The 25,638-nt window shown below is 38.8% G+C and carries 19 protein-coding genes; 6 read left to right on the top strand and 13 right to left on the bottom strand.

Going from position 1 to position 25,638, the window contains the following annotated elements; translation table 11 throughout:
• Positions 1 to 119: 119 nt before the first annotated feature.
• The 13 genes from BUA76_RS18230 to BUA76_RS18170 all read right to left on the bottom strand — a co-directional run bounded on the left by BUA76_RS18230 (position 120) and on the right by BUA76_RS18170 (position 17,980).
• Positions 120 to 1,229, bottom strand: coding sequence for a pectate lyase family protein (locus tag BUA76_RS18230; protein ID WP_072886228.1), 1,110 nt, complete (start codon positions 1,227 to 1,229; stop codon positions 120 to 122).
• A 233-nt stretch (positions 1,230 to 1,462) separates the two neighbouring features.
• The gene (locus BUA76_RS18225) at positions 1,463 to 1,801 is read right to left on the bottom strand and encodes a cupin domain-containing protein (RefSeq protein WP_072886227.1); all 339 of its coding nucleotides are present in this window, start codon (positions 1,799 to 1,801) and stop codon (positions 1,463 to 1,465) included.
• 24 nt (positions 1,802 to 1,825) lie between these two features.
• Positions 1,826 to 2,563 carry a rhamnogalacturonan acetylesterase gene (locus BUA76_RS18220; protein WP_072886226.1) on the bottom strand — a complete coding sequence of 246 codons (738 nt, stop codon included), beginning with the start codon at positions 2,561 to 2,563 and terminating at the stop codon, positions 1,826 to 1,828.
• A gap of 45 nt (positions 2,564 to 2,608) precedes the next feature.
• Positions 2,609 to 3,580 (bottom strand): pectinesterase family protein, encoded by a 972-nt coding sequence (locus BUA76_RS18215; RefSeq protein ID WP_072886233.1) that lies wholly within the window; start codon positions 3,578 to 3,580, stop codon positions 2,609 to 2,611.
• Between the two features lie 179 nt (positions 3,581 to 3,759).
• Positions 3,760 to 4,668, bottom strand: coding sequence for an alpha/beta hydrolase (locus tag BUA76_RS18210; protein ID WP_072886225.1), 909 nt, complete (start codon positions 4,666 to 4,668; stop codon positions 3,760 to 3,762).
• Between the two features lie 145 nt (positions 4,669 to 4,813).
• On the bottom strand, positions 4,814 to 6,481 hold the full coding sequence (locus tag BUA76_RS18205) for a glycoside hydrolase family 28 protein (RefSeq protein WP_072886224.1): 1,668 nt from the start codon (positions 6,479 to 6,481) through the stop codon (positions 4,814 to 4,816).
• 1 nt (position 6,482) lies between these two features.
• Positions 6,483 to 7,328 carry a rhamnogalacturonan acetylesterase gene (locus BUA76_RS18200; protein WP_072886223.1) on the bottom strand — a complete coding sequence of 282 codons (846 nt, stop codon included), beginning with the start codon at positions 7,326 to 7,328 and terminating at the stop codon, positions 6,483 to 6,485.
• Positions 7,329 to 7,507: 179 nt separating this feature from the next.
• Positions 7,508 to 9,151 carry a glycoside hydrolase family 43 protein gene (locus tag BUA76_RS18195; protein ID WP_072886232.1) on the bottom strand — a complete coding sequence of 548 codons (1,644 nt, stop codon included), beginning with the start codon at positions 9,149 to 9,151 and terminating at the stop codon, positions 7,508 to 7,510.
• 59 nt (positions 9,152 to 9,210) lie between these two features.
• A complete protein-coding gene (locus BUA76_RS18190) occupies positions 9,211 to 10,464 on the bottom strand; it encodes a glycoside hydrolase family 88/105 protein (protein ID WP_072886222.1) in 1,254 nt (417 codons plus the stop codon).
• A 113-nt stretch (positions 10,465 to 10,577) separates the two neighbouring features.
• Positions 10,578 to 11,990, bottom strand: a complete 1,413-nt coding sequence (locus BUA76_RS18185) for a pectate lyase family protein (RefSeq protein WP_072886221.1) — start codon at positions 11,988 to 11,990, stop codon at positions 10,578 to 10,580.
• A gap of 31 nt (positions 11,991 to 12,021) precedes the next feature.
• The gene (locus BUA76_RS18180; RefSeq protein WP_072886220.1) at positions 12,022 to 13,041 is read right to left on the bottom strand and encodes a pectinesterase family protein; all 1,020 of its coding nucleotides are present in this window, start codon (positions 13,039 to 13,041) and stop codon (positions 12,022 to 12,024) included.
• A gap of 75 nt (positions 13,042 to 13,116) precedes the next feature.
• Positions 13,117 to 14,952, bottom strand: a complete 1,836-nt coding sequence (locus tag BUA76_RS18175) for a RagB/SusD family nutrient uptake outer membrane protein (RefSeq protein ID WP_072886231.1) — start codon at positions 14,950 to 14,952, stop codon at positions 13,117 to 13,119.
• A gap of 10 nt (positions 14,953 to 14,962) precedes the next feature.
• Positions 14,963 to 17,980, bottom strand: coding sequence for a SusC/RagA family TonB-linked outer membrane protein (locus BUA76_RS18170; RefSeq protein ID WP_072886219.1), 3,018 nt, complete (start codon positions 17,978 to 17,980; stop codon positions 14,963 to 14,965).
• Positions 17,981 to 18,828: 848 nt separating this feature from the next.
• Between BUA76_RS18170 and kduI the strand changes: the two genes are divergently transcribed.
• The 6 genes from kduI to BUA76_RS18140 all read left to right on the top strand — a co-directional run bounded on the left by kduI (position 18,829) and on the right by BUA76_RS18140 (position 25,637).
• The gene (gene kduI / locus BUA76_RS18165; protein ID WP_072886218.1) at positions 18,829 to 19,665 is read left to right on the top strand and encodes a 5-dehydro-4-deoxy-D-glucuronate isomerase; all 837 of its coding nucleotides are present in this window, start codon (positions 18,829 to 18,831) and stop codon (positions 19,663 to 19,665) included.
• Positions 19,666 to 19,673: 8 nt separating this feature from the next.
• A complete protein-coding gene (locus BUA76_RS18160) occupies positions 19,674 to 20,456 on the top strand; it encodes a gluconate 5-dehydrogenase (RefSeq protein ID WP_072886217.1) in 783 nt (260 codons plus the stop codon).
• A gap of 18 nt (positions 20,457 to 20,474) precedes the next feature.
• Positions 20,475 to 21,872, top strand: coding sequence for a glucuronate isomerase (gene uxaC, locus BUA76_RS18155; protein WP_072886216.1), 1,398 nt, complete (start codon positions 20,475 to 20,477; stop codon positions 21,870 to 21,872).
• A 345-nt stretch (positions 21,873 to 22,217) separates the two neighbouring features.
• Entirely contained in the window at positions 22,218 to 23,222 is a 1,005-nt protein-coding gene (locus tag BUA76_RS18150) for a sugar kinase (RefSeq protein WP_072886215.1), read from the top strand.
• A 69-nt stretch (positions 23,223 to 23,291) separates the two neighbouring features.
• A complete protein-coding gene (locus BUA76_RS18145) occupies positions 23,292 to 23,951 on the top strand; it encodes a beta/alpha barrel domain-containing protein (protein ID WP_072886214.1) in 660 nt (219 codons plus the stop codon).
• A gap of 153 nt (positions 23,952 to 24,104) precedes the next feature.
• A complete protein-coding gene (locus tag BUA76_RS18140; protein WP_072886213.1) occupies positions 24,105 to 25,637 on the top strand; it encodes an MFS transporter in 1,533 nt (510 codons plus the stop codon).
• Position 25,638 lies beyond the last annotated feature (1 nt).

Here is a 25,638-nt window from a genome sequence, read left to right as displayed (position 1 = left end):
AAGCCATTTTCAATGATCGCAAAGAAAATTTCCAAAATAATTTGAATAACAATAATATCAAAAAATGAAGCCGACTCGTGAAATGAGACGGCTTCGTTTTATAATCAGCGTTTAAATTCCTAAAAAGTATCGCAGATGTTTCCACTTAACGTAGCGCCGGCTTTTGCCGTTACATCAGATTTTACATCAGAAGCGTTAAGCTTGCTGATAGAATAAGGCGGCGTAAATGCAGTCCCGCTTCCGGATGTATTTCCGGTTACATTCACAAAGCTGTTTCCGGTTTGGGTAACTGCGGTATAGCCACTCATGAGATTGATGGGTTCTTTTACGTTTTCAAATGCATTTCTTTCCACCAGAATATTGGCCTGAACACCCGCAGCAATGCATTTATTGCTTACCGAGCTGTTGAAGTAGCTGTTAAGGATATGGATCTTTCCGTATCTTACCCTCGGCATACGTTCTCTGCATCCAGGTCCCCACCAGCATCTTACAAAGGTCACGTTCAGTTTTCCGGCATCTGCAGTGGCACCGTCACTGGAGCCAATCAGATTGGAAAACCGGTGATCGTCTGTTCCTCCTGATCCTCCGGGTTTAGGGGCTTTCAGGTAATGAAATTTAGTATAGGAAACCGTAACAAAATCAGATTTGTTTTTGATGTCAAAATTTCCGTCTACACCGTCTCGGAATTCACAGTGGTCGATCCATACATTTCGGCAGTCATCGAGAATCGCGTTGTCCCATCCGTCGGTATCATACGCTCCCGGACCTTCAAAAATAAGGTTTCGGATGATGATATTGTTACATCTTTTAATGTTGATGATCCCTGATCCGTCTTTGGTCTGGTTGGTGGAAACCAGTTTGGCGCCGCTGGCTCCGTAGATGGTTTTGCCGCTCTGATCCTGAAAAGATAATCTGGAGGTAATCGTGATGGTTCCGGTTACTTTAATAACTTTTACGGCCGTATTTTCAATGGCGGATTTTAGCTGAGCATAGGTAGAAACGGTGGTTTCTGAAGCTGTACCTCCACCGGTTGTTCCGCCGTTCTGTGAGGCCCAACCCGGAGCGACACAGTTTGCCAATGGAACAATGGCATTTACGGCCATTTCATTTTTTGTTTCATTCGCAGTATTGGCAAAATCGGTTTTTAGGTCTTCCTGTCCGCAGCCTGTTAAAGCAAAAATTGAACTCAGGGCCACCGTGAGAATGGCAGCTTTTGTTTTTGTTTTCATAGTAATAATTATTTGTTGTTAATTCAAATCAAAATTACGATTTTAATATTAATATGTTTTATATTTTAAACTATCAGTATTTATATAATTATAATGTTGATTATTTTCATTGTTCAATCGGTTGCATATTATTTATTCAAAAATAATATTTATTATGATTGAAACGATATAAAAAATAGTGTTGAATTAACAGATGAACTACTCTATAAACTATTAGCAATGCGCGGTGATTTTTATTTAATAAAATCTTCTCTGAAGGGCGCAAAAGCATCAATCAGCTTTCCTTCTTCAAGACATTTTACCCCGTGAAAAATATTAGGCTGGGCAAAAAATCCGTCACCGGCTTCCAGTAATCTGGTCTCTCCGTCAACTGTCACTTCAAAACTCCCTGAAGCAACATACGTGATCTGTGAATGAAAATGCTGATGTAAAGCTCCCACCGCATCTTTTTCAAATTTCACAATCACCATCATAATCTGTGAATTGTATCCCACAAACTGCCGTGAAACACCTGCTCCCAGATCTTCCCAATCAGAATTTCCATCAAAAAAAGCCTCTTTTTTAAAATTCATTTCAGATATTTTTTAGTTACATTTTTATTTGATAAACTTTTCCAGTCCGGTTTTCATTTTTTTCAAAGACGCAGCAGCAAGTTTCGCTTCCAGGTCTGCTCCAAGTTTGGACAAATGGGTGTCGTCATCTTTTCCTTTAGGATAATACGGCTCTTCACCTTCTTTAAAATGAAGATGCAGTTTTTTTGAATTTTCAGGACCGTAGGCAATTTCAAGCTGTTCGGTAAGCAGCTGCATGTCTACAAAAGGAACATTGAGATCATCGGCAACCATTCTTACAACCAGAGGATATTCTTTGTGAGTATCTATCAATACACCATTTTCGTTAAAATTTCTCCGTACAATAGAAGTCATTAAAATAGGAATTGCTCCTTTTGCTCTTGTGTCCTTAACATATCTTTCCAGATTGGCCCTGTACTGCGTGTACGGATTGGTAAATTTGGTAGAGTCTTTCACCTTCTGATCATTATGACCAAACTGAATGATGACAAAATCTCCTTTTTTCAGCTGTTTTTCAATGACATCCCATCGTCCTTCCGTCCTGAAACTTTTAGAACTTCTTCCATTCATCGCATGATTCTGAATCTCAATTCCTGTTGTAAAAAACTGATTTAAAACCTGTCCCCATCCATGTTCCGGATTCTTGTCCGGATTTTCCTTATTAGCCATTGTGGAATCGCCTATCAGGAATAAAGTCGGCTTTTTCTGTGCCATCATGAATGTTGAAATTACGATGCTGAATAGTAAAAGTATTTTTTTCATTTTAAGATAAATTTAATTGTTAAGGCAATTAAGCAATATATTTCATTACTCATGATGAGGCTTCCAGCCAACGAAAATTTTCTCCAGTGTATAGCTCTTCATATCGTTCTTAGTCAGCTGATGCGACCAGCTTACCCTTTTTGAAGTATTACCACCGGTTCCTTTGCTTCCGAATTCAGCATAATAAGCCGTTTTTTCTTTATCAGGAAACATCTTGTCTCCTTTCCACGGATTCCAGCCTTCCGGAAAAATATGATCTCCCATTTCGGTATTGATGAAAACCGTTTTGGCGTAAGGTCTCCAGGGTCTACCCAAAAAAACTTTTGTGACGCCTTCTTTTGCGATCAATTTGCAATCAAAGAAAACAAAACCATATTTTTTGTCTTTTTCCGTTGCAGCAGCGGTGATATAAGAGTCAGCCAGGCTTTTAATAATGCAGTTTTTAAAAACCGCTGTTGCCTGCCCGAAAATAAAATCGGTTGTACCTTGTATAAAGCAGTTTTCAAAATATTGTCTGCTATGGTTCGTTGCACAGTAAATCGTATCCTGACATCCCAGAATATTTGAGTTTTTAATAATAAACCGGTCGCCTTCCACATGCAGCGCTACTGCCTGTCCTTCATTACAGGAGGAGTTTTGAACCGTTATATTGCTGATTTGTATATCATCACCCATCACCAGCAACGTATAAGAATTGAATGTTGTCATTTTTTCATTGAATAAATCCTGTTTTCCCGAGAAATCATTGTTGGTGATCACCGTATTGTCTTTATTTTCTCCTTCAAGCGTTATTTTATGTTTTGAAGATGGAATCACCACTTTCTCATTATAAGTTCCTGATTTTATGTAGATCAATGCTTCCGCCGGACCCAAATCTCTCACAGAATTAATAGCCTTTTGAATGGAGGTAAAATCGCCTTCTCCGTTTTTGGCAACAGTAATTTTTACATAAGGATCATTTCCTGCAAAAAGAAAATTTGCCATCGAAATGAAGACAATTAATACTATTTTTTTCATAAACTGATTCATTATTTTCTGACGCAAAGATTTGTTTCATATTACGTGATTTTCAGATAGCAAAGGCAAATAAATTGCTTCGCAAAGCTATGACGATAGCTTCATCAAACCAACTTTTTGATTCTTCTTTGCGCACTAAAATATTTTTTAATTAAATTAATTCCTTTGCGTTAAAATTATCATTTCAAAACTTTATTTAAAAAAGCAACGGTAAGATTCAGGGTTTCCGTAAACCAGGGCTCCGCCGACCAGAAGGAGTGTGGCGAATCTTTAATTTCGTAAAATTCCGTCGGAATATTGTATTGCCTCAGCTTCTTCATCATATCGTCTCTTCCTGCATGAAACCGCGGGTGTGAGCTGTTAATGAAAAGAGTAGGTGGTGTATTTTTATTGACATACTCTAAAGGTGAGGCGGCTGTCCAGTTTTTCAAATTAACATTGCGGTCACCGTTTAGCCAGTAGGCTGCATAGGTGCTTTCTTCCGCTTCAGGATGGATAAAGGAAACAATTCCGTCTACATTGATAATCGCTTTGATTTTATTGTTGGATTTTACTCCTACCAAAGTGGCCATCTGTGCACCGGCAGATTCTCCGTACACTGCTATTTTCTTTTTATCTAAAGCATATTTTTTATGATTTTTCTTCAGCCATTGGATTCCGGTTTCAAGATCTTCCACTCCGGCAGGAAATTTGGCAACATCTGCCAGACGATAGCCGATCGCAATCACAACATATCCTTTTGAAGCGAGCTCCATGGCCATGTATTTTTCGTTTTCTTTGCTTCCGGAAATCCATCCGCCGCCGTGAACCATGGCAATTCCGGGATATTTCTTAGATGGATCTTTGGGATAATAAATGTCTGCTTTTAAAGAAATTCCGTTGATATTCTTGTATTCTACGTCTTTATCAATGATGATGTTTTGAGGAAATGGCCGGTCAATCGGAGTTATAAAAAGATGTTTCTTTTTTAGTTTTTCAAATGTAATTTCGTTGGTATAAGGAGTGGCATTCGGACGTTTTACCTGTCCGAATGCCATGGTCCCCATTAAAAAAATAGAAATATAAGTATGTTTTCTGTTAAAAATCATGTTGCCAAATTTAAATTTTAAACCATTAAGAAGATTGAAGAGGTTAAGTTTTATTAAGAAAATCAGATGATTTTATCTTAATATAAAGCTGTCTTACATATTTTTAACAGCTTAATTAATCTTAATGGTTTAAATTATTGATACATTATTTAACTGCATTTTTCGCTACATCTGCACCCACAGAAAGTAAACTCCTGTCAGACCCAATTTCTTTCGGCAGCAGAACTGCTCCGGTTTTATTTCCTAAAACTTTTACATAAGGTTTGTTTGCTGATTCAAATTTCACCGTTGAAAGGTTGATATTTTTACTGTTGTAAATCGTTGCTCCCGTTCCTTCGGTATATTTCAGCTTTACATTTTTAAGTTGAATCCCATCTGCATCTGCAATGGTTAATGCTTTCCGGGTGTCAAACTGTGAATCTTCAATCACAATATTTTTAAGGTTCATCTCTGCAAGTCCGAATAAAGTTATGGCTTCATCGGAATTGACGGCATTAATGTTTTTAAAGAAAATATTTCTGAATACCGGTGTTTTTTCCGTTACCGGGAAAACTTTTTCGGGGGCTTTGTTGCCTTCCTTTTTCTGTCCGTCTTCCAGCACAGGAGATGCGCCTTCGTAGAACATATTGAATCCGATGGTTTGAGTAGGAATATTGATCATATCGATGTTTTTAATGTAAATATTCTCTACAACTCCGCCTCTTCCGCGGGTTGTTTTGAAACGCAGTCCGATATCGGTTCCGATGAAAGTACAGTCGGAAACATGAATATTCCTTGCGCCGCCTGACATCTCGCTTCCAATCACAAACCCTCCGTGACCATGATACACCACATTATTTTTAATAATAATATTTTCAGTAGGCATTCCTCTTTTTCTTCCGTCCTCATCCTTTCCGGATTTGATGCAGATTGCGTCGTCGCCAACATCAAACGTATTATCGTAAATCAAAACATTTTTACAGGATTCTAAATCCACACCATCTCCATTCTGCGAATACCACGGGTTTCTTACCGTAAGGTTTCTTAAAATGACATTGGAGCACATCAGCGGATGGAGGTTCCATGCGGGAGAGTTCTGGAACGTTGGCCCGTCCAGCAAAACTTTATCGCATCCGACTAAACTTACCATTACCGGGCGAAGGAAATCTTTTACGGTAACTAATTCGTCTTTGGAGATTTTATCCGGAACATTAAAATTAGAGCTGCTTTCCAGTCCTTTTTTATAGCTTTCTGAAGGGTACCAGTTTTTGCCGTCTGCAGACAAAACGCCACCGGATTTTATAATTTCTTTCCATTGCGATTCGGAAACTTTACTTTTTTTAATGGCTCTCCATGCGTCACCGCTTCCGTCAATCACCCCTTTTCCGGTAATAGCTATATTCGTTGCATTTTTTGCTGAAATAGGAGACTGGCAACGTATGGTGTTAAGCCCTTCGAAGCTTACGTCCACCAAAGGATAATCGTCTTTGTCTTTACTGAAAACGATGAATGCTCCGTCTTCAACATGAAGGTTGATATTGCTTTTAAGCACAATGGGTCCGGTGAGCCACATTCCTCTCGGCACAAGCAATTTTCCGCCGCCTTTTTTGCTTAATTCATCAATCGCTTTCCTGAAAGCCTCCGTATTTTTTACATTGCCTCCGGAAATTCCTCCGAACTGCGTAATAGAAACCGTATTGGCAGGAAATGAGGTTTCCGTTACCTGAGGCATTTTAAACTCAATATTTTTATAAATATCCAGGTTCTGGGCATATATCTGGCCTGAAAATAGTAAGGCTGCCGCCAAACCGATCATTTTTAAAGACTTCTTCATTTTATTTTTTTTGAGTTGTAATTATTTTTTTAAATTCCTGGTAAACCATTGAAGCAACCGCTTTTGCGCCTTCGGGCTGAAAATGGGTGTTGTCTTTCTGTCCTTTCGGATAAGCTTCATAGGTATTTTCAGGGATATTCATAAAGTAATGATTCGTTGTGAAATCCTGTCCTTTGTTTGCAAAGTATTCCATGGATAATGTATTTAAATCGATGTACGGAATATTCATTTCCAATGCTACATCAATCGGAGCTTTTGCATATTCCCCATGAACATTCTGCAGTTTTCCGTCTTTCCATGGATAATTTCTGGCAACCGGTGTCAGAATAATAGGACTTGCTCCATTTTGTTTGGTCTGGGTAACAAATAATCTTAGAAATTCTTTATATCCCTGAATGTCAACATATCGTTCAGGATGTTTTTCCGAACTGTCGTTATGGCCAAACTGCATAAGTACATAATCTCCGGGTTTCAGGTTTTCATAAACGGATCTCCATCTTCCTTCCTGGAAAAAAGTTCTTGTGCTTCTTCCGCCATGCGCTCTGTCGATTATGGCTACGGAATCTGTTTTAATGGCAAATTTTAAAAATACCAGGCTGTCTTTTGCAAAAAACGGCTGAAAAACCTGTCCCCAACCTGTGATCGGGTAACGGTTTTTCATATAGTCTTTTCCCGGTTCGTAATCTCCCGTATAATCTGCCATGGTGGAATCTCCGATGAGGTAAATACGCGTAACTTTTTTATCGCGTTTTGCCATTGTCTTCTGAATGTTGTCTTGTGAACCACATCCTGACAACAGCAAAACGACCGATAAAAATGAAACTATATAAAAAAAATTGTTGTTCATTTGATGTATTTCAAATCCTTTTTATTGTAAACAGAGGCGCAAAAGTTTTTAATGTCTTATAATTTTTTAAGACGCAAGAAAATCAAAGATTTTTGGCAATTTTTCATGTTAATCAATTTATCGAAGATAAATCTTTACGTTTTAACCATTTAACTTCTAATATTTTGTGATTAATCATTTTAATTTTTAGTAATCCTGAACCAGTCGAAATCGGCATAACCGCCACGTGGTGCTTTTGATGTACTTACGCTATATAGTCCGACTTTAGCACCGATCCATTTCCCGGGTTTTGCCTGGAAAACATCTCCTATTTTCATAAAGCTTTTTCCGTTTTCACTATAGCTGAACTGGCATAAACCATTCGGTTCGCTCACATGTACTTTTAAATAAGCTTCGTTTCCCTTTAATTTTGTTTCAGCTATAATTTTTTCCTCGCCGCCTTTTTCTGCTTTTTCTGCTTTTCTAAGTTGGATGTAAAATCCGTCCGGTTTGTTTGTAATGACTAGGGAAGCATGATCGGTTCCCATTATCAATAGCCCTGCGGTTTTTCCTTCTTTAGCTTCTTCCGGAACTAATTTCACTTTTGTTGATGCCGTAAAATTGGGAGCTGGGAATTTTTGAGTTAATAAATTAGGTACATTCCAGAGATTTTTTTCACCTTCGGGAACTTTTATGGAAAATAATCTTAAGAATTTCTGTCCCGGCAGCTTAGATGACCACACCATATTTTCATTGGCACTCCATTGCCATTGGATACCCAGCTTTTCTCCATCAAATTCATCGGTTTCGGGTGGGGTAACAATAGGGTAGGATTGTCCTACATTGGGTTTTTTATAGGTTAAAACAGGTTCTCCGATTCCGTTTTTATTGGTATCTGTTCCCATTACAGGCCAGTCTTTTTCCCATTTCATCGGCTGGAGATGAACGATTCTTCCATAGGTGTCAATATCCTGAAAATGATAAAACCAGTCTTCTCCGAAAGGCGTATCTACCCAGGCTCCCTGATGAGGCCCGTTGATTTTGGTAGAACCCTGTTCAAGAACGATTTTTTCTTCGTAAGGGCCGTAAATATTTTTCGATCTTAGTACCAATTGCCATCCGGTAGCCACTCCACCAGCCGGAGCAAAAACGTAGTAATAACCGTTTCTTTTGTACATTTTCGGGCCTTCTACGGTTGGATGGTTTTCGTGGCCGTCGAAGATATGAATGCCTTTATCCAGTACTTTTGTTCCTTCCGGATTCATTTTGTTAAGGGTTAATATGCTTTTTACTCCGGCGCGGCTTCCTGCCCATCCATGAACCAGGTAGGTGTTGCCGTCTTCATCCCAGAACGGACAGGCATCAATAAGTCCTTTTCCTTCCATCACCAAAACAGGTTTTTCCCATTTTTTCAGCGGATCTTTGGTTTTTACCATATAAATTCCGAAATCCGGATCGCCCCAGTAAATATAAAATTCACCTTTATGAAAACGGATGCTCGGCGCCCAGATTCCGTCGCCTCTTTTCGGAACGGAAAAGTAATCGGAAGGAAGAATATCTTCAACAGCATAATTTACCAGACTCCAATTTACCATATCTTTAGAATGAAGAATGGGCAATCCCGGAGCTTCATTGAAGCTTGATGCGGTCATGTAATAATCATTCCCGACACGAATCACATCCGGATCTGAATAATCTGCGTAAAGAATCGGGTTTTTATAGTTTTTTCCGAAATCAGCCGTCCAGACTTCAGAAACATAGTTTTTCTCCTGTGCACACAGATAACTTGTTGCAACAGAAAAAAGGGTGACTGAAAGTATATTTAAAAGTTTTTTTGTTTTCATATTCAGATTTTTCATCTGTATTTGATTTTCAAGGTAATGCCCGAAAAATTGTTTACAAATTATTTTTCAAATTCCAGGCTTGCCAGAATGAAAGGCCCGGTTCCTTTCGGATCGTTGGAACGAATTTCTTCGTTGATGTAGTACTCGTAAGAGCCGCTTCTGTACGGATTTCCTCCGAGACCCGCGACAGCGCAGCATCGATTTAGGTTTACCATTCCGTTTTCATCAACCGTGATTAAGTGCTTAATAATTCCGTTGTACCCTTTTTTAGCATAAGCTTCGTAAGATTTAGGAAGATAATTTTTGTTAACAGATTTCATTATGGTATACACAAACATCGATGAGCCGGTAGCTTCCAGATAATTTCCTTTTTCGCCGCCTTTATCCAATACCTGGTACCAAAGTCCTGTGTCATGATCCTGAACTTTAACCACCGCATCACAATATGATTTCAGATAAGAAAGCAATCTTGCTCTTCCTGGGTGATTTTGCGGTAGGTAATCCAACACATCTACCATTGCCATTCCGTACCAGCCCATGGCTCTTGACCAGAAGTTCGGGGAAAGTCCGGTTTTTTTGTCGGCCCACTGTTGTTCTTTGCTTTCGTCCCAGGCATGATAGAGTAGTCCTGTTTTTTTGTCGAGCAGATGTTTCTGGATAAGATCAAACTGATTGATGATGTCATTGTACGCTTTTTCTGCTTCTGCACCGTTACTGAAGACACTGGTATAATGGGCATAGAATGGCTCACCCATGTACAATCCATCCAGCCACATCTGATTAGGGTAAATTTTTTTGTGCCAGAAGCCACCTTCTGAAGTTCTTGGCTGTCCGTCGATCTGTGAACGGAGTGTTTGCAGTGCTTTCAGATATTTATCTTTTTTCTCTTTCTGATACAAATAAAGAAGAACGTTGCCGCAGTTCAGCATATCAATATTATATTTTGCAAGATCGTAAGAAACAATGCTTCCGTCTTCTTTTATCATGGTTTCGCCAAACGTAGAAATGTACTGGTAATATTCTTGATTACCGGTCTGTTCAAATAGTCTTTCGGCACCTTCCAGGACAATCGCAGTAGGATAGCTCCATTTCGGAGTTTTGTTGTAATCCAGCATCCAGGCTTCAGGAAATCTTTTCATTTCGGAAAGAAGCATTCGTTGCGACCATGGGAGATTAACCGGAATTTTCTCTTTTGCGGATACTGTTTTTTCTACACCTGAATGAGGTAAAACTTTTTGAGCACACGAGAAAAAAATCCCTGAACATAAAGCGGTAATCGCGTAAATTTTAATATGATTTTGAATAGAATTCATTTTTTCCACATTTTAAGGTTGATTGTTTTTGCCCAGCATTTTTTATTATCATTTTAACAAATTCAATTTCATCATACTTTTAATCTGATAACCGTTTTAGGTTTTCATGGATATTAGTTTTGTGATTCAGTTATGCTTTGTACGATGTCATTTAAATACAGTTCAATATTATCATAGTTTTCATCTAAATCCCTTCCGTTGGCATTGTATATTTTGGGATCTAAATTGTTTTTTATTTCCCATTCATCGGGCATTCCGTCGTTATCTGAATCGGGGAGAGGCTGTCCTGCTTTCAGTTGCGGAAATCCGCCTGCATCTTCCTGGGAATCGATGATTCCGTTTTTACTTCCTTTTGATCCATTGTGCGTAAAACTTCCGTTTTTAATATCTTTTAAAATCTGCTGATCGACGATATCCCTTCTAAGACTTGTCCCGGCACTTTTCAGAACTAACTCGTAGGCTTCTTCAGCTGAATGGGTTTTTATATTGTTGTAGATATGATGCGGACGGTTTATTCTGATTGTACTTTTGTCTTCATCTGTTAAGTTATAACGTTTCATCTGGCTGAATACGCCTTCCGCCCAGTTGTCTCCGGTGACTTCCGGACATCCTTCCATTACATTTCCGCTGATGTAGTATTTTCCCCAGATATTATACACTTCGGCATCCGGCTTTTCATTTTTGTCGATAGCGGCAATTCTTTTTCGCGTCATCGTGGCCGGACCTGGCTTATAATAATTATTGACGATATTTACATTCATCGCTTCACCGCCATATATGCTATTGTGTCCCCAATTGTAAATGACATTGTTTCTGAAATCCGTAAGGTCGGTCAGGGCAAATTTGCTTCCGGCATATTCGCCTAATCTTGGATTTCTGCTGTCGTGATGGGAATAAGTATTATGATGAAAAGAGGCAAACCTCCCGCCTGCAATACCGCCATATCCGTGAGCCCCTTTCTGATGAACTGAATTTCTCAGGCTTTCTGCAATAATGCACCATTGAAGCGTTGTATTTTCATTGGCATAAATGGAAACCGTCTCATCTGTAGACCAGCTCATAGAGCAGTGATCAACAATTAAATTTTTTATAAATCTTGCGCCCAGCGCGTCTCCTTCATAGTTTTTAAGATCACCCATTCTGAAGCGCATATAGCGGATCATCACATTATCTGCTGCTACAAAAGTTTCATAATTGGCCACTGTAATACCGTCTCCCGGGGCGGTTTGTCCGGCAATGGTTACATTTCCTTCATGTATTTTTAACGGAGATTCCAAATAGATTGTTCCTCCTGTTTTGAAAACAATATATCTTGGCCCTTTCTGATCCAGGGCATATCTTAAAGTTCCTTCGGAGCCGTCATCCGCTAATTTTGTTACGAAATAAACCTTACCGCCGCGTCCTCCGGTGGTGTATCTTCCAAAACCTTCAGCACCCGGAAAGCTGACGATATTCTGGGCTTCTGCAACATTTGAAATGCCACAAAAAATAGCTGTTCGTAAAAGTATGCAGAAGTTTTTTTTCATAACTGAGCATATTTGCTGATGAGTGGCCGAATTATTTTAAATTTTTTTTGAAATTCCAGTTGTCTTTTCCTTTTAGGATATTGCCAGAGGTATATTCTTTTGCTTTGATCTGTGTGAGCTGGTGTGACCAACTGACTCTTGAAGTATTATCAGCTCCTGATCCCTTTGAATTAAATTCTGCGTAAAAAGCTGTTTTTTCGGCATCCGGTTTATTCCAGTTGTGCCATCCTTCCGGTTTTATGGTTGGATTGAGTGTACAGTTGATATAAACCGTTTTGGCGAAAGGCCTCCATGGTCTTCCCAAGTATACGGAATGCTCTTTTGCATTGCCTTCAATATTACAGTTAATGAAAACGAATCCGAAATTGTTTTCCTTTGGCGTTGATGCTGCGGTTATATAGCTTGCTGTTTCTTTAGAGTAAATAGTACAGTTCTCAAAAACCGCGGTTCCTGCTCCGAAAATATAATCGGTTGTTCCTTCAACGTAACAATTTTTGAAATAATTTCTGGAAGGTTTTGTTTTGTCTTCAAGATCCTGTTCTCCTTTTAAATATAAAGTGTCCTGGTTTCCGAGGAACCGGCAGTTTTCAAAAGCAATTCTGTCACCTGCCGTCAACACGGCTACTGCTTGTCCCACTTTTCCGGCACTGTTTTCAAAGGAAATGTTCTTGGCTGTGAAATCATTAGCATAAATAAATACCGTTGCTGAACCTGTTGTTCCGATCTCTTTTCCATCCTGATTTTTTTTAGCAGCAAAATCATCAAAGGTGATAATGGTATTTTCAGGATTTTCACCTTCTAAAATAATGGGTCCTTTTGTTTCAGGAATGGTGATTTTTTCTTTATAAACACCTTTTTTAATGATGATTTTTGTTCTTTGGGAGGAATTGTTTTCAATGGCATCCACAGCTTTTTGAATGGTATTAAAATTACCTTTCCCGTCTTTTGAAACCACGATCACTCTGTCGGCAGTTTTAAAAGAAAGAAAATTGAATGCTGTGAAAATGATCAACAATACTTTCAGATCTTTAAAATATAAGGAGCTTTTCATTACATCATTTTTGGATAAAATACAGACTTCCGATTTGGCAGAAGCCTGTATTCTGATATGAATGTGAAACTTTTTCTAGTATCCGTAATCTTGGGTAAGATTATAATTAGAGTTAATTATATCTGCGGCAATAGGCAAGAGTTCTTTCCTGTTTGGCTGAAAATAGTAAGCATAACTTTTCACGGGATCTCCGCTGATGTAGGATTGTGTCATGGCCAGCCTCCAGTTTACTTTTGTATATCCTGATGGAGTTGCAACACTTTGGTTAGGACTGTAAAATACGTCGGCTTTTGCAATTCCGTTGAGATAGAAATCAATATCCAACACATTTTGCTGTGCTGTTTTTGAAGGAGCATAATTGGCAACGCCTGTGGCAGGCTTTTTATAGAAAATATACTCCGGCACATTGGTGTAAGCTCCCGTTCCGTTCATGAATTGGGTAAGCTTCTGTCTGGTTTCATTGATTTTTGTTTCCAGGAGATTCCAACGGATGAGGTCGTATTTTCTCAATCCTTCACCACCGAATTCCAGCATTCTTTCTTTTACGATGAAATTGAAAAAACCAGGCTTGTCTGTAGGAATAGTTCCAACCTGCCCTAAATTCCCCGCATAAGCTCTTTGTCTTACGGCCATCACAGCATTGATTGCTTCCTGAGACGGACCGTTATGCAGTTCATTATCAGCCTCAGCGAACATGAGAAGAATATCGGAATATCGTAACAGAGGCCAGTCGATTCCCAGGTTTTGTGAAGTTCCTGTAATGGAAGTCCAAGATTTTCTGAATTTACCGTCGTTCCAGTTGATGGATGTCTGAAGTTCTTCCTGTTTTGAAGTACTTACCCTGAAAATAGCAATATTAACATCTCTTCTTACATCATATTTGGTAAACTCATAAAAATAAACCGGGATCGCATTGATACCACCTGAAGATTTCCAGTCGGTATCATCATGTCTTAAACCATTATAATATCCTATTTTACTGTCTGTTCTTGAATTTCCTCCGAACGCGCCGATAGCATAAATGATTTCATTGGTGGTATCCGGACTGTTGGTATGCAATGATCTGAATAATCCTTCATAGCTCGGATTAAGCTGGTGCTGCCCGGAATTGATGATGTCTTTACATTCGTCATAAGCGATCTGGTAATATTTTTGAGGATTGGATCCCTGCATCATCATCTGAGGGTTTCTTCTTAATGAATATCCGCCTCTTGCCAAAGCAATTCTTGCTCTTAATCCTTTTACGGCAGCCTTAGAAATTCTTTGTGGAGTAGTACCGCCTTCGGATCTCCACGGAACCAGGCTTTCCGCTTTTAGTAAATCATCCAGAATTTTATCATAGATAATGTCTCTGTCTGTTTTAGCCAGATAAAGGTCGGGAAGATCTGCTGAAGGAACATCCTGAAAAGGAACATCACCCCAGTTTTTAATAAGATCGTGATAAAAATGAGCTCTTAAGGTAAGTGCTTCCCCCAGGTATCTGTTCATCATTTTTTTATCCGCTTCAGAACCTGTCTGGAAAACCGGAGAAAGCGGAATGTTTTTGATGACAAGATTCGCTCTTTCAATACCCGCATAGGTATCCAGAAAAGGTCTTAAAAGTTCAGTATTCGTAGGAATTGCCCCGAAACAGCTAACACCTCTTCTGTCGTTGGCATTATAATCTCCGGAAGTCCTGAGATCATCTCCCGATTGTGAAAGGATAAGGTTCATTCTCTGTCCGTATGTATTGTCTCCCATGGTACTGTTGTACACTCCTACCAATGCAGAGAACGTATCGGAAACGGAATCAAACTGTTGTTTTTCAGCAGTATTGGATAAGCTTTCTACGTCCAGATACTCTTCGCAGGAATTAAAGGATAAAAGTCCTGCAATGGAAAAAACGATTATTAAAAATGTATTTTTTTTCATAATAGTAAGATTAAAAAGTGATATCAACTCCTGATAAAATGAATCTGCTTCGCGGATAAGCAGCATAATCTACACCAGGTGTTAAAGGATTTCTTCTTGTATTGGCTTCCGGATCATAGCCTGAATACCCTGTAATGGTAAATACATTATTCATGGTAAAATATAATCTGAAATTTGAAAGCCCGAGCTGTTTGGTAAAGTCTTTTCCAAGAGAATATCCTATGGTCAGGTTATTCAGACGAAGAAAAGAGCCATCCTCAATAGCATACGAATGAAGGAAATAAGCACCCGCCGGCGGAGTCCACATTGTGGTATTGGCATTAAGTGCTGCCAGAGCGGTAGGATCATTTACTTTTACGCCGTTGTCATCAAACCATCTCCAGCGGTCAGCGACTTCAGCGAGCATATTGTTATCCCTGTAAAGATATTGTGTGGAATATTCGATTTTATTGGCATTATACACTTTGTTTCCAACCGAGAAATTGAACATTACACTCATATCCCAATTTTTATAACGGAACGTCTGGTTAAATCCACCATAAAATTTTGGCTGGGCACTTCCCAGGTCGGTCATATCATTATTATCAATCACTCCATCTCCGTTGAGGTCTTCCAGTTTCAGATCTCCCGGCTGTACCGGTCTTGCTCCGTTAGCTGCTGCAGCAGAACTTGCGATTCCTGCTTTCAGGGTATAAGCCTGGGTTGTCGGGTTATAATCAAAATCATTTATTTCATATCTTCCGGCGGTTACATATCCCCAGTAAGTACCTACGGGCTTACCTACCTGCACTAAGAAATCATTCAGGTTGTTCTGCCATCCGGAAGGAAACAAATAGTAATTGGAACTTGCAGAAGCACTGCTTCCTAAGCTTTTGATGGTGTTTCTATTGGATGAAATGTTAGCATCAATTTTCCAGGTAAAATTATCATTGCTGATGATGGTACTACCTACTGAAACTTCAATTCCTTTATTGGTTGTGCTCCCGGAATTCTGGTATTGGTATTCGTAACCTGTTGTCTGCGGAATTTTCGCCAGTAAAAGAAGATCTTTCGTGTCGGTTTGGTAAACATCAACGGAACCGTACACCCTGCCTTTAAACAAGCCAAAATCCAATCCTGCATTTTTTGAAGTTGCCGATTCCCATTTAACATTTTTATTAGCCATGATATTACCTGTCGTTGCTCCGGGGGTTACATTGGTTCCGAAAGCATACCCGTAGTCAGATGACGTGGTAAAAAAAGTATCATACAGGAAAGCTTTAATCCTGTTGTTTCCGGAAAGGCCATATCCCGCTCTCAGCTTTAGTTCACTGATAACACGGCTTTCTTTCAGGAAATTTTCTTCATTGATCTTCCATGCAACGGAAGCTGCGGGAAAATATCCCCATCTGTTTCCGGGGCCAAATACACTGGATCCGTCTGCTCTCATGGAGGCTGTTACAATATATTTGTTTTTGAAGATATAATTGGCTCTTCCGAAAAATGATACGATTCTGTCTGGCAGCAATTCTGTTCTGGGATTATCCTGAACTAATCCTGAAGGTGGGCTGGCCGACTGGATGTTGGCAAATGCTTCCTGAGGACTGATGGACTTCGGAAGCCATTTGATATTCATGGTTAACGATTCGGCGTCAGTTTTTACGGTTTCCTGTCCTAAAAGAAAATCTACTTTATGACTGCCGTACGTTTTCCTGAAATTTAAAGTATTGGTATTGGTAATTCTCCTTGATTGAGCTTTGCTTAAAAATACGACAGGCTGATCATTATTCTGTCTTGCAAGACTGGTAACCACACCCGAAAACTGATTGACGAATTCGTCTCGCTGCACGTATCCTATAACACTCCGGAAGGTGAAATTTTTATTGATCTTGTATTCAATGACACCATTCAATAAAAGATCATTTCTGCCGTTTTCTTTCACTTCATTATCAGCAAGGATCAGAGGATTTACAAGATTGGTTTCATTCGCAAATAAAGGATCAAACTCGTCAATGTTTTGAGCGGGTCCTCCTTCAAACGGTTGGTATCTTACGGCATTTCTCAATCGGTTGGTACTTTGTGATCCTGTTGCAGAAGTTCCGGCCCCATAAATGGTCTGTCTGCTGTATCTCGCATTAAGCGTCATGCTCAGCTTTTTAGAAAGATCATAATCATATTTGAAATTGGCCATGTTTCTTTTAAAACCCGAACCAATCATGATTCCGTCTTCCTGAACATTGTTTAATGACAAAGAAAAAGAAGAATTCTCAGACCCACCGGTAACAGCAATATTATGCGTGAAGTTGAAAGCTTCTCTACCGAAGACCTCATCCTGCCAGTCTATCTTCTTAATATTTCCATAGTTTTTTCCAATGTCCTGAAAACTTCCGTATCTCGTATTGAAGGCATCGATGTCCGTTTGTACGCCGCCCTTGTTATAGATTTCATACTGATAGAGGACATACTGATACGGATCCAGCACGTTAATTGTATTCTGAATCGACCTCACTCCTAAGAAGCCATTGTAATTGATAGAAGTTTTTGCTCTTTTACGGCCTCCTTTCGTGGTGATCAGGACAACCCCATTTGCACCTCTGGCTCCATAAATACTGGTAGAAGAAGCATCTTTCAGAACTTCAATAGATTCAATTTCTTTCGGAGATAATATCGTCAGAGCATTGTCCATCTGAACTCCGTCTACAATATACAGCGGAGCATTGCTGCCGGTAATGGAGTTTCCTCCTCTGATCACGATATCTACATCTGCTCCCGGAGATCCTTCACTCAGGGAAACCTGCACACCGGCAAGTCTTCCCTGGATGGCTTCTGCAGCATTGTTGGATGGCATATCCTTTATAGCTTCCGCCTTTACTGAAGAAACGGCATTGGTAACATCCTTTTTAGAAACCTTAGTGTATCCTACCAGAACTACCTCATCAATATTGGTTTCTTTGTCCTTTTTGGTTTCTTTTTCTTGAGCCATAGCAAGGACAGGAAGTAGAAAGGCAGTTAGGTATAACCACTTTACTGATTGTACTTTTTTATCCATTTTGTATCCTTATAGTTTTAATTTTGGTTGAAAGTTTTTTTTCAATTTTTGTTTTGTGGTGGATTTTTAAGTATTCTATTTTTTAGTGGAAAATATTTTTTAAAAATTAACGCATATCACTGTGCAATCGATTGCGTAATTTTTCATAATAAATATCTTGGCTTCTAAACTAATATTATTTTCCAATATGCAAAGAAAAAAATATTATTTTTTCATTAATTCATGTTTGAAACTTATTCATTTTAAAGAAATACCAATTGAAATAAATTGATTAAAATGCTGTAAAATAGACGTTTATGTCGGTTGTGCAAAAGAATGGTGTCAATCAAAAAATAATGAAAAAAAAATTCTGCTCATTAATTTTAAGCTTAAAATTTAATTAAAATTGACGATTTTTTCAAGTAAAATATTTACCAAAACCGGGCGCAAGAAATAAGATTTGAGATTTTTTACTGATTTTTGTCATCTTTTTTATGTGCTTTATTTAATCAATTATTTGCCTGGAATTTGAACTCAGATATGGATATTGTATGCATTTCTTTCTTTTAAAATAAATTTACAAAACCGCATTAGATATATCAGACTTTTAAATTATATGTTTTGCTGCTTAATATTTTGGGTAAATATCGCAATTTTAAAAAGTGTTTTTATCCTGAAATTTTTCTAAATCAATATACTTTATTAGTTTATAATCAGTTTTTTATAAATTTAAATTAAATTTTTGTTAAGGATTTGAAGAATAGTTATATATTTATCCCCATAAGTATTTCTAAATATTTTAGTGTAATTTATGCAATCGATTACGCAATGTTTAACTGGTTTTGATAAAACCGCAAAAAATAAGAAGTATGGAAAAATCAGAATTTCGCTACGCCCATCATCCTGAAGATGTAAAAAATTATACCACAGAAGATCTCAGGAGGGAGTTTCTGATCAATGATTTATTTAATGAAGACCAGATCAAATTAGTCTATTCAATGTACGACAGGCTGATTGTTGGAGGAATTATGCCTTCTAGAAAAGCTTTAAAACTGGAGCCTACCGACGACCTGAAAGCGCAAAATTTTCTTGACCGAAGAGAGCTGGGAATAATCAACGTTGGAGGAAAAGGGAAAGTAACGGTAGATGGTGAAGTATATGAACTGAATAACAAAGAAGCTTTATATATTGGCAAAGGTGCAAGAGAAGTGATTTTTGAAAAGGCTGGGGATGAACAGTCCTACTTTTACATCAATTCCGCTCCGGCACATCACAGTTATCCCAATAAAAAGATTACAAAAAATGAAGCCGAAATCGTAGAATTAGGTGAAGAGAAGTACGCTAACAAACGCACCATTAATAAACTCATTGTAAATTCTGTGTTGGAAACCTGCCAGCTGCAGATGGGGATGACGGAACTTCATCCGGGAAGTGTATGGAACACCATGCCTGCACACACCCACACCAGAAGAATGGAAGCATATTTCTACTTTGATCTTGAAGAAGGGCAGACTGTCAGCCACTTTATGGGCCAACCTCATGAAACGCGTCATATTTTTATGACCAACAGGCAGGCGGTATTATCTCCGGAATGGTCGATCCACTCAGGAGTGGGAACTTCCAATTATACTTTTATCTGGGGAATGGCCGGAGAAAATATGGATTATGGTGATATGGACGGTATCAAAACAAACGAACTAAAGTAATTTTTCAAATGAATTTATTTGATTTATCCGGTAAAGTAGCAGTCGTTACCGGCGGAACTCACGGATTGGGAATGGCAATGGCAGAAGGTCTGGCCGCTGCAGGTGCCGAACTGGCAATTACAAGTACAACACCGTCCAAATTGGAAGAAGCTTTAGACTATTATCATTCAAAAGGATACAAAGCAACCGGTTATATCTTTGATGTAACGGACGAACTGGAAGCTGCACAGAAAGTAGCCCTGATGGAAGCCACCCATGGAAAAATAGACATCCTTGTCAATAATGCAGGAATCATCAAGCGTATTCCGGCAATTGATATGGAAGTAGAAGACTTTAGAAAAGTAATCGACGTAGATCTTACAGGTCCTTTTATCATGTCCAAGTTGGTTGGAAAATACATGATCAAAAGAAGATCCGGAAAGATCATCAATATCTGCTCGATGATGAGTGAGCTGGGACGCGATAATGTGGTGGCATATGCTTCCGCAAAAGGAGGTTTGAAAATGCTTACCAAAAATTTAGCAACAGAATGGGCAAAACACAATATTCAGGTAAACGGTATCGGTCCCGGATATTTTGCAACGTCACAAACAGAACCTATCAGAGTGGATGGAAATCCGTTCAACGATTTTATCATCAGCAGAACTCCGGAAGGAAGATGGGGAAATCCTGAAGATCTTGCAGGGACAGCTATTTTTCTGGCCTCCGAAGCAAGCAGATTCATCAACGGACAAATCATCTATGTTGATGGAGGAATTTTGGCAACCATCGGAAAACCTGCTAATGAATAACAAAGAATTTACACGAGAATGAAACCTTTTATAACAGATCAATTTTTATTACAAAGTAAACACGCTGAAGAATTATATTTCAGATTTGCAGAAAAACAACCGATCATTGATTATCACAATCACCTGATCCCTAAAGATATTGCCGAAGACACTGTTTTTGAAAATATTTCTAAAGTATGGATTGCCGGCGATCATTACAAATGGAGAGCCATGCGTACCTTAGGCGTAAACGAAAAATTTATTACGGGAGATTCTTCAGACAAGGAAAAATTTCAGGCGTGGGCAAAAACGGTTCCTTTCACCTTGAGAAATCCTTTGTATCACTGGACGCATCTGGAATTAAAAAGATATTTCGGAATTGATGAATTGCTGAACGAACACAATGCTTCGGAAATTTACGATAACATCACCGCACAACTTCAGACTCCTGAAAAATCCACCAGAGGATTATTAAAAATGATGAATGTGGAATCTCTTTGTACAACGGAAGATCCTACGGACACACTCAATTACCATCAGGATCTGGCAAAAAGTGATTTCTCTATTAAAGTCAGTACTGCTTTCCGTCCGGATAAAGCCATTTTAATAGAAAACCACAATTTTGCAGATTATATTTCAAAATTAGGTGAAGCTGCCGGAATTGAAATCAGTTCGTATCAGACATTGTGTGACGCTTTATTAAAAAGAATTCAATATTTCCACGAAAACGGATGCAGGCTTTGTGACCACGGATTAAACAATATCTCTTACGAAGAATCGACAGAAGCAGAGGTGAATGCCATCTTTAATGATAAGTTGAACGGAAAAGTGATCGCTGAAAAGCAGGTTAATCAATTCAAGACTGCGATTTTATTATTTTTGGGTGAAACCTATCATACATTTGGTTGGGTTCAGCAGTTCCATTTGGGAGCATTGAGAAACAACAACGAAAGAATGCACAGAATCCTTGGCCCGGACACAGGCTGGGATTCTATCGGAGATTTCGTGCAGGCAGAAAATTTATCTAAATTTTTAAATGCGCTGGACGGAAAAGATAAGCTTACGAAAACCATTTTATATAATTTAAATCCTGCAGACAACGAGATTTTCGCAACCATGATCGGGAACTTTAATGATGGAAGCATTAAAGGAAAAGTGCAGTTCGGTTCAGGATGGTGGTTTCTGGACCAGAAAGACGGAATGATCAAACAGATGAATGCACTTTCCAATATGGGATTGATAAGCTGCTTTGTAGGAATGCTTACGGATTCAAGAAGCTTCCTTTCTTACCCGAGACACGAATATTTCAGAAGAGTATTGTGTAACCTTTTCGGTGAAGAAATGAAAAACGGTGAATTGCCGGATGATATGGAGCATGTCGGTAAAATAATTTCCGATATTTGTTACCATAATGCCAAAAATTATTTCGATTTTTAAATTAAATAAGATCCTCAATGATGAACAAATCTGGCAGATGATTTTCTTAAAAAAATCTGCGTAATCTGCTCAATCGCGAGAGGCAAAAAAGAATTTTGAACCATTAAAAAGAATTAAGAAGTTAAGTTTTGATTAAGGCAAAATCAAAGATTTTAATTCAGCAAAAACATTTAAAGCAAGGCTCAACTTAATTTTTCTAAACTCCTTAATAAAATCTTAATGGTTTAGATAAAAATAATTGAATATCAAAAACTCTTTGTTGTCTTATTTAAGTGAAATCGAAGCTTTGCGGAATTTGCGTTAAACCAAAACAGATATTCAAAAAATTAAGGTTAGTAAAAACTTATGGGTAAAATACTTACTTTCGGTGAAATCATCATGCGGCTTTCGCCACCCGGAAACAGAACCATGAAGCAAAGCCACGAAATGGAATTCTTTTTCGGAGGAACAGAACTTAATGTTGCCTCTTCATTGGCAACGATGGGTTGCGAGGTAAGACATATCAGCAGCGTTTCCGATGATTTTGTCGGGGAATCAGCACTTGCTTTTGTAAAAAGCTTCGGAATTGACACCAATTTTATTTCTAAAAACGAACATCCTTTGGGTTTGTACTTCTTAGAAGTAGGTTCAGCAGTTCGTCCAAGCAGAATCGCATATAACAGATTGAACGGCTCTTTTGCCAATATTGAAGCAGAAAAAATCGACTGGAAAAAAGCTTTGGAAGGTTGTATTTATTTTCACTGGACCGGTATTAGTCCCGGAATTTCAGAAGCAGCCTATGAAGCATTGAAGAAAGGTCTTCAGACTGCCCGTGACATGGGTATTGAAGTAACCACCGATCCCGCTTACCGTTCCAACCTATGGAAATATGGAAAAAACGGAAATGAAGTGTTGAAAGAACTGGTTTCCATGTCAACAATTTTCATCGGAGGAACCAATGAAATCAACGAAATTCTGGGAACTCAGTTTTCATCACATAAAAACGGATTCCTGGAAGCATGTGAAGAATTAAAGAAACAGTGTCCTTCCATTCATAAAATTTTTGATAAAATAAGAATTGGTGTTACGGCAAGTTCTCAGCAAACGCAGGGAAGAGCTTTGGTTAATGGAAAATATTTTGAAACAGACTTGCTGGAAGTAAATCCTGTAGTCGACAGAATCGGAACGGGTGACGCTTTTGCGGCAGGGTTAATTTATGGCTTACAAAATTTCGACGACGAAAAAGCACTGAACTTTGCCAATGCAGCGTGCGCTATCAAACATACCATTTTAGGAGATATCAATTACAGCAGTGCCGAAGATATCCTTGAAGTAATGGCCGGAAATTCAGGAGGAAGAATAAAAAGATAAGAGCCCAGCAGTGTTAGAGCTTTAAGCTCTAACGCTGCTTCCGCGTTCTTGCATTTAAAACAAAACAAAATGACAAAAATTCAAACCGTTACCAACGCCATCATTAATCAGGGCATTTTACCGCTGTATTATAATACTGATGAAACGGTAACCATAGAAATATTGAGATCACTTTACAAAGCGGGAATCCGTGCCGTGGAATACACAAGCCGTGGCGAAGCAGCGTTGAGTAATTTTACAAAGATGATAGAAATCCGTAATACGGAAATGCCGGAAATGCTTTTGGGAATCGGAACGATTAAAAATTTGCAGCAGGCTGAATCATATTATAAGATTGGGGCAGATTTCTTTATCAGTCCGGGATTTGTAGCGGAGGTTGCAGAATTTTTAATTCCGAAAGATCTGTTATACAGTCCCGGTTGTATGACACCGACAGAAATTATCGGTGCGGAGAATGCAGGGGTAACTTTCATAAAACTATTCCCCGGAAATGCATTGGGAACAGGATTTATGAGTGCCATTAGAGATGTTTTTCCAAATCTGAAATTTATGCCGACAGGTGGAGTAGATACTACCAAAGAAAGTATTGAAAGTTGGTTCAGCGCCGGAGTTTCTGCAGTGGGAATGGGAAGCAAGCTGATAAGCAAAGAGCTTATGGCAGCGAAAGATTACACAACCATTGAAAATGAAACAAAGAAAGTTCTGGATATTATTCAGGCTTTAAAATAATGATTAATAAGCTAAACACTTTGCAATCTTAGTTGAGCAGAGCCTTTGCGATCTTAAAAATAGTTATTATTCAAAAAAACTTCGCGGACTTTGTGTTAAAACAAATATCATTATTAATAAAAAAACAAAAAATAACTAATTCAAAAAAACAATATGAGTTCAGTTAAATTACTTAAACCAACGAATTTCAGGTGGACTATCTGCGTCCTGCTGTTTATAGCCACAACAATCAACTATCTGGATCGTCAGGTTTTATCTTTAACGTGGAAAGATTTTATTGCTCCGGAATTCCACTGGAATAATAATGATTATGGAAATATAACCGCCTTATTTTCTATTTTTTATGCAGTAGGAATGCTGTTCGCAGGTAAATTTGTTGATTGGATGGATACCAAAAAGGGATTTCTCTGGGCAATCGGTATTTGGTCTGTAGGCGCCGTATTACATGCCTTCTGCGGTGTTGCCACATCAGGAATCCTCACCGGAAACTGGACGGCCGGTTTCCACGGATCTAAAGAACTGATCGCAACGGTTTCCAATACATCTGCAATTATCAGTACCAGCGTTTCGCTGTTTATATTTGCCCGTTTCGTGCTGGCTATCGGTGAAGCAGGAAATTTCCCGGCAGCTATCAAAACCACGGCAGAATATTTTCCCAAAAAAGACAGGGCTCTATCCACAAGTATCTGGAATGCAGGTGCAACGGTAGGTGCGTTGGCAGCGCCGATTACCATTCCTTTTATTGCAAAATCAATGGGCTGGGAATGGGCATTCATCATTATTGGTGCCTTAGGGTTTGTATGGATGGGACTTTGGGTATTTTATTACAAAAAACCTCACGAGCATCATAAAGTAAACGAACATGAGCTGACCTATATCAATCAGGATCATGAAGAAATTATTGCTGACGAAGCAGAACCTCAAACCGAAGAAAAAAAATTCACTTTTAAAGAATGCTTCAGCTACAGACAGACCTGGGCATTTGCTTTTGGTAAATTTATGACTGACGGTGTTTGGTGGTTCTTTTTATTCTGGACTCCGGCTTACTTAAGTTCGGTATACCAAATGGATTCCACACAAAGTGCATTTCCGTTATTTATACTGTACATGATTACCCTGTTATCTATTATAGGAGGATGGCTTCCCAAATATTTTGTGGAAAAAAGAGGGATGAATGCCTACAATGGAAGAATGAAAGCCATGCTGATCTTTGCATTTTTCCCGTTGCTGGCTTTACTGGCTCAGCCTTTGGGTTCTATAACCTATTGGATTCCGGTTCTCATTATCGGAGTTGCAGGAGCAGCGCATCAGGCTTGGTCTGCGAATATCTTCTCGACAGTCGGCGATATGTTCCCGAAAAAAGCAATTGCAACCATCACGGGAATTGGCGGAATGGCAGGTGGAATCGGTTCATTTTTAATTAATAAATCATCCGGACTTTTGTTCGATCATGCTCATAAAGCATGGTCAACTGTAGACGGCATTCCTTTACTGGAAAAATATCCGCAGTATATTAACGAAAGATTACCAGACGGATTCTTCGAGAAACTGGAAAAATCAGGGGCAGTTGTAGTCGACGGAATTGATAAAGGATATATGATCATTTTCTCAATCTGCGCGGTTGCTTATCTCATAGCCTGGGCAGTAATGAAAACATTAGTCCCGAAATATAAAGTGATAAAATAAT

The organism is Chryseobacterium takakiae, assembly GCF_900129385.1.
GTDB classification, from domain to species: domain Bacteria; phylum Bacteroidota; class Bacteroidia; order Flavobacteriales; family Weeksellaceae; genus Chryseobacterium; species Chryseobacterium takakiae.
The sequence above is the reverse complement of the archived record's forward strand: the minus strand, read 5'-3'. Positions and strand labels throughout refer to the sequence as shown.

What these genes read in the sequence shown, in the direction of transcription:
- BUA76_RS18230 (WP_072886228.1), bottom strand. Translation starts at nt 1,229, where the DNA reads ATGAAAACAAAAACAAAAGCTGCCATTCTCACGGTGGCCCTGAGTTCA.
- BUA76_RS18215 (WP_072886233.1), bottom strand. Translation starts at nt 3,580, where the DNA reads ATGAAAAAAATAGTATTAATTGTCTTCATTTCGATGGCAAATTTTCTT.
- uxaC (WP_072886216.1), top strand. Translation starts at nt 20,475, where the DNA reads ATGAAACCTTTTATAACAGATCAATTTTTATTACAAAGTAAACACGCT.
- BUA76_RS18180 (WP_072886220.1), bottom strand. Translation starts at nt 13,041, where the DNA reads ATGAAAAGCTCCTTATATTTTAAAGATCTGAAAGTATTGTTGATCATT.
- BUA76_RS18220 (WP_072886226.1), bottom strand. Translation starts at nt 2,563, where the DNA reads ATGAAAAAAATACTTTTACTATTCAGCATCGTAATTTCAACATTCATG.
- BUA76_RS18190 (WP_072886222.1), bottom strand. Translation starts at nt 10,464, where the DNA reads ATGAATTCTATTCAAAATCATATTAAAATTTACGCGATTACCGCTTTA.
- BUA76_RS18210 (WP_072886225.1), bottom strand. Translation starts at nt 4,668, where the DNA reads ATGATTTTTAACAGAAAACATACTTATATTTCTATTTTTTTAATGGGG.
- BUA76_RS18170 (WP_072886219.1), bottom strand. Translation starts at nt 17,980, where the DNA reads ATGGATAAAAAAGTACAATCAGTAAAGTGGTTATACCTAACTGCCTTT.
- BUA76_RS18145 (WP_072886214.1), top strand. Translation starts at nt 23,292, where the DNA reads ATGACAAAAATTCAAACCGTTACCAACGCCATCATTAATCAGGGCATT.
- BUA76_RS18150 (WP_072886215.1), top strand. Translation starts at nt 22,218, where the DNA reads ATGGGTAAAATACTTACTTTCGGTGAAATCATCATGCGGCTTTCGCCA.
- kduI (WP_072886218.1), top strand. Translation starts at nt 18,829, where the DNA reads ATGGAAAAATCAGAATTTCGCTACGCCCATCATCCTGAAGATGTAAAA.
- BUA76_RS18225 (WP_072886227.1), bottom strand. Translation starts at nt 1,801, where the DNA reads ATGAATTTTAAAAAAGAGGCTTTTTTTGATGGAAATTCTGATTGGGAA.
- BUA76_RS18175 (WP_072886231.1), bottom strand. Translation starts at nt 14,952, where the DNA reads ATGAAAAAAAATACATTTTTAATAATCGTTTTTTCCATTGCAGGACTT.
- BUA76_RS18205 (WP_072886224.1), bottom strand. Translation starts at nt 6,481, where the DNA reads ATGAAGAAGTCTTTAAAAATGATCGGTTTGGCGGCAGCCTTACTATTT.
- BUA76_RS18200 (WP_072886223.1), bottom strand. Translation starts at nt 7,328, where the DNA reads ATGAACAACAATTTTTTTTATATAGTTTCATTTTTATCGGTCGTTTTG.
- BUA76_RS18185 (WP_072886221.1), bottom strand. Translation starts at nt 11,990, where the DNA reads ATGAAAAAAAACTTCTGCATACTTTTACGAACAGCTATTTTTTGTGGC.
- BUA76_RS18160 (WP_072886217.1), top strand. Translation starts at nt 19,674, where the DNA reads ATGAATTTATTTGATTTATCCGGTAAAGTAGCAGTCGTTACCGGCGGA.
- BUA76_RS18195 (WP_072886232.1), bottom strand. Translation starts at nt 9,151, where the DNA reads ATGAAAACAAAAAAACTTTTAAATATACTTTCAGTCACCCTTTTTTCT.
- BUA76_RS18140 (WP_072886213.1), top strand. Translation starts at nt 24,105, where the DNA reads ATGAGTTCAGTTAAATTACTTAAACCAACGAATTTCAGGTGGACTATC.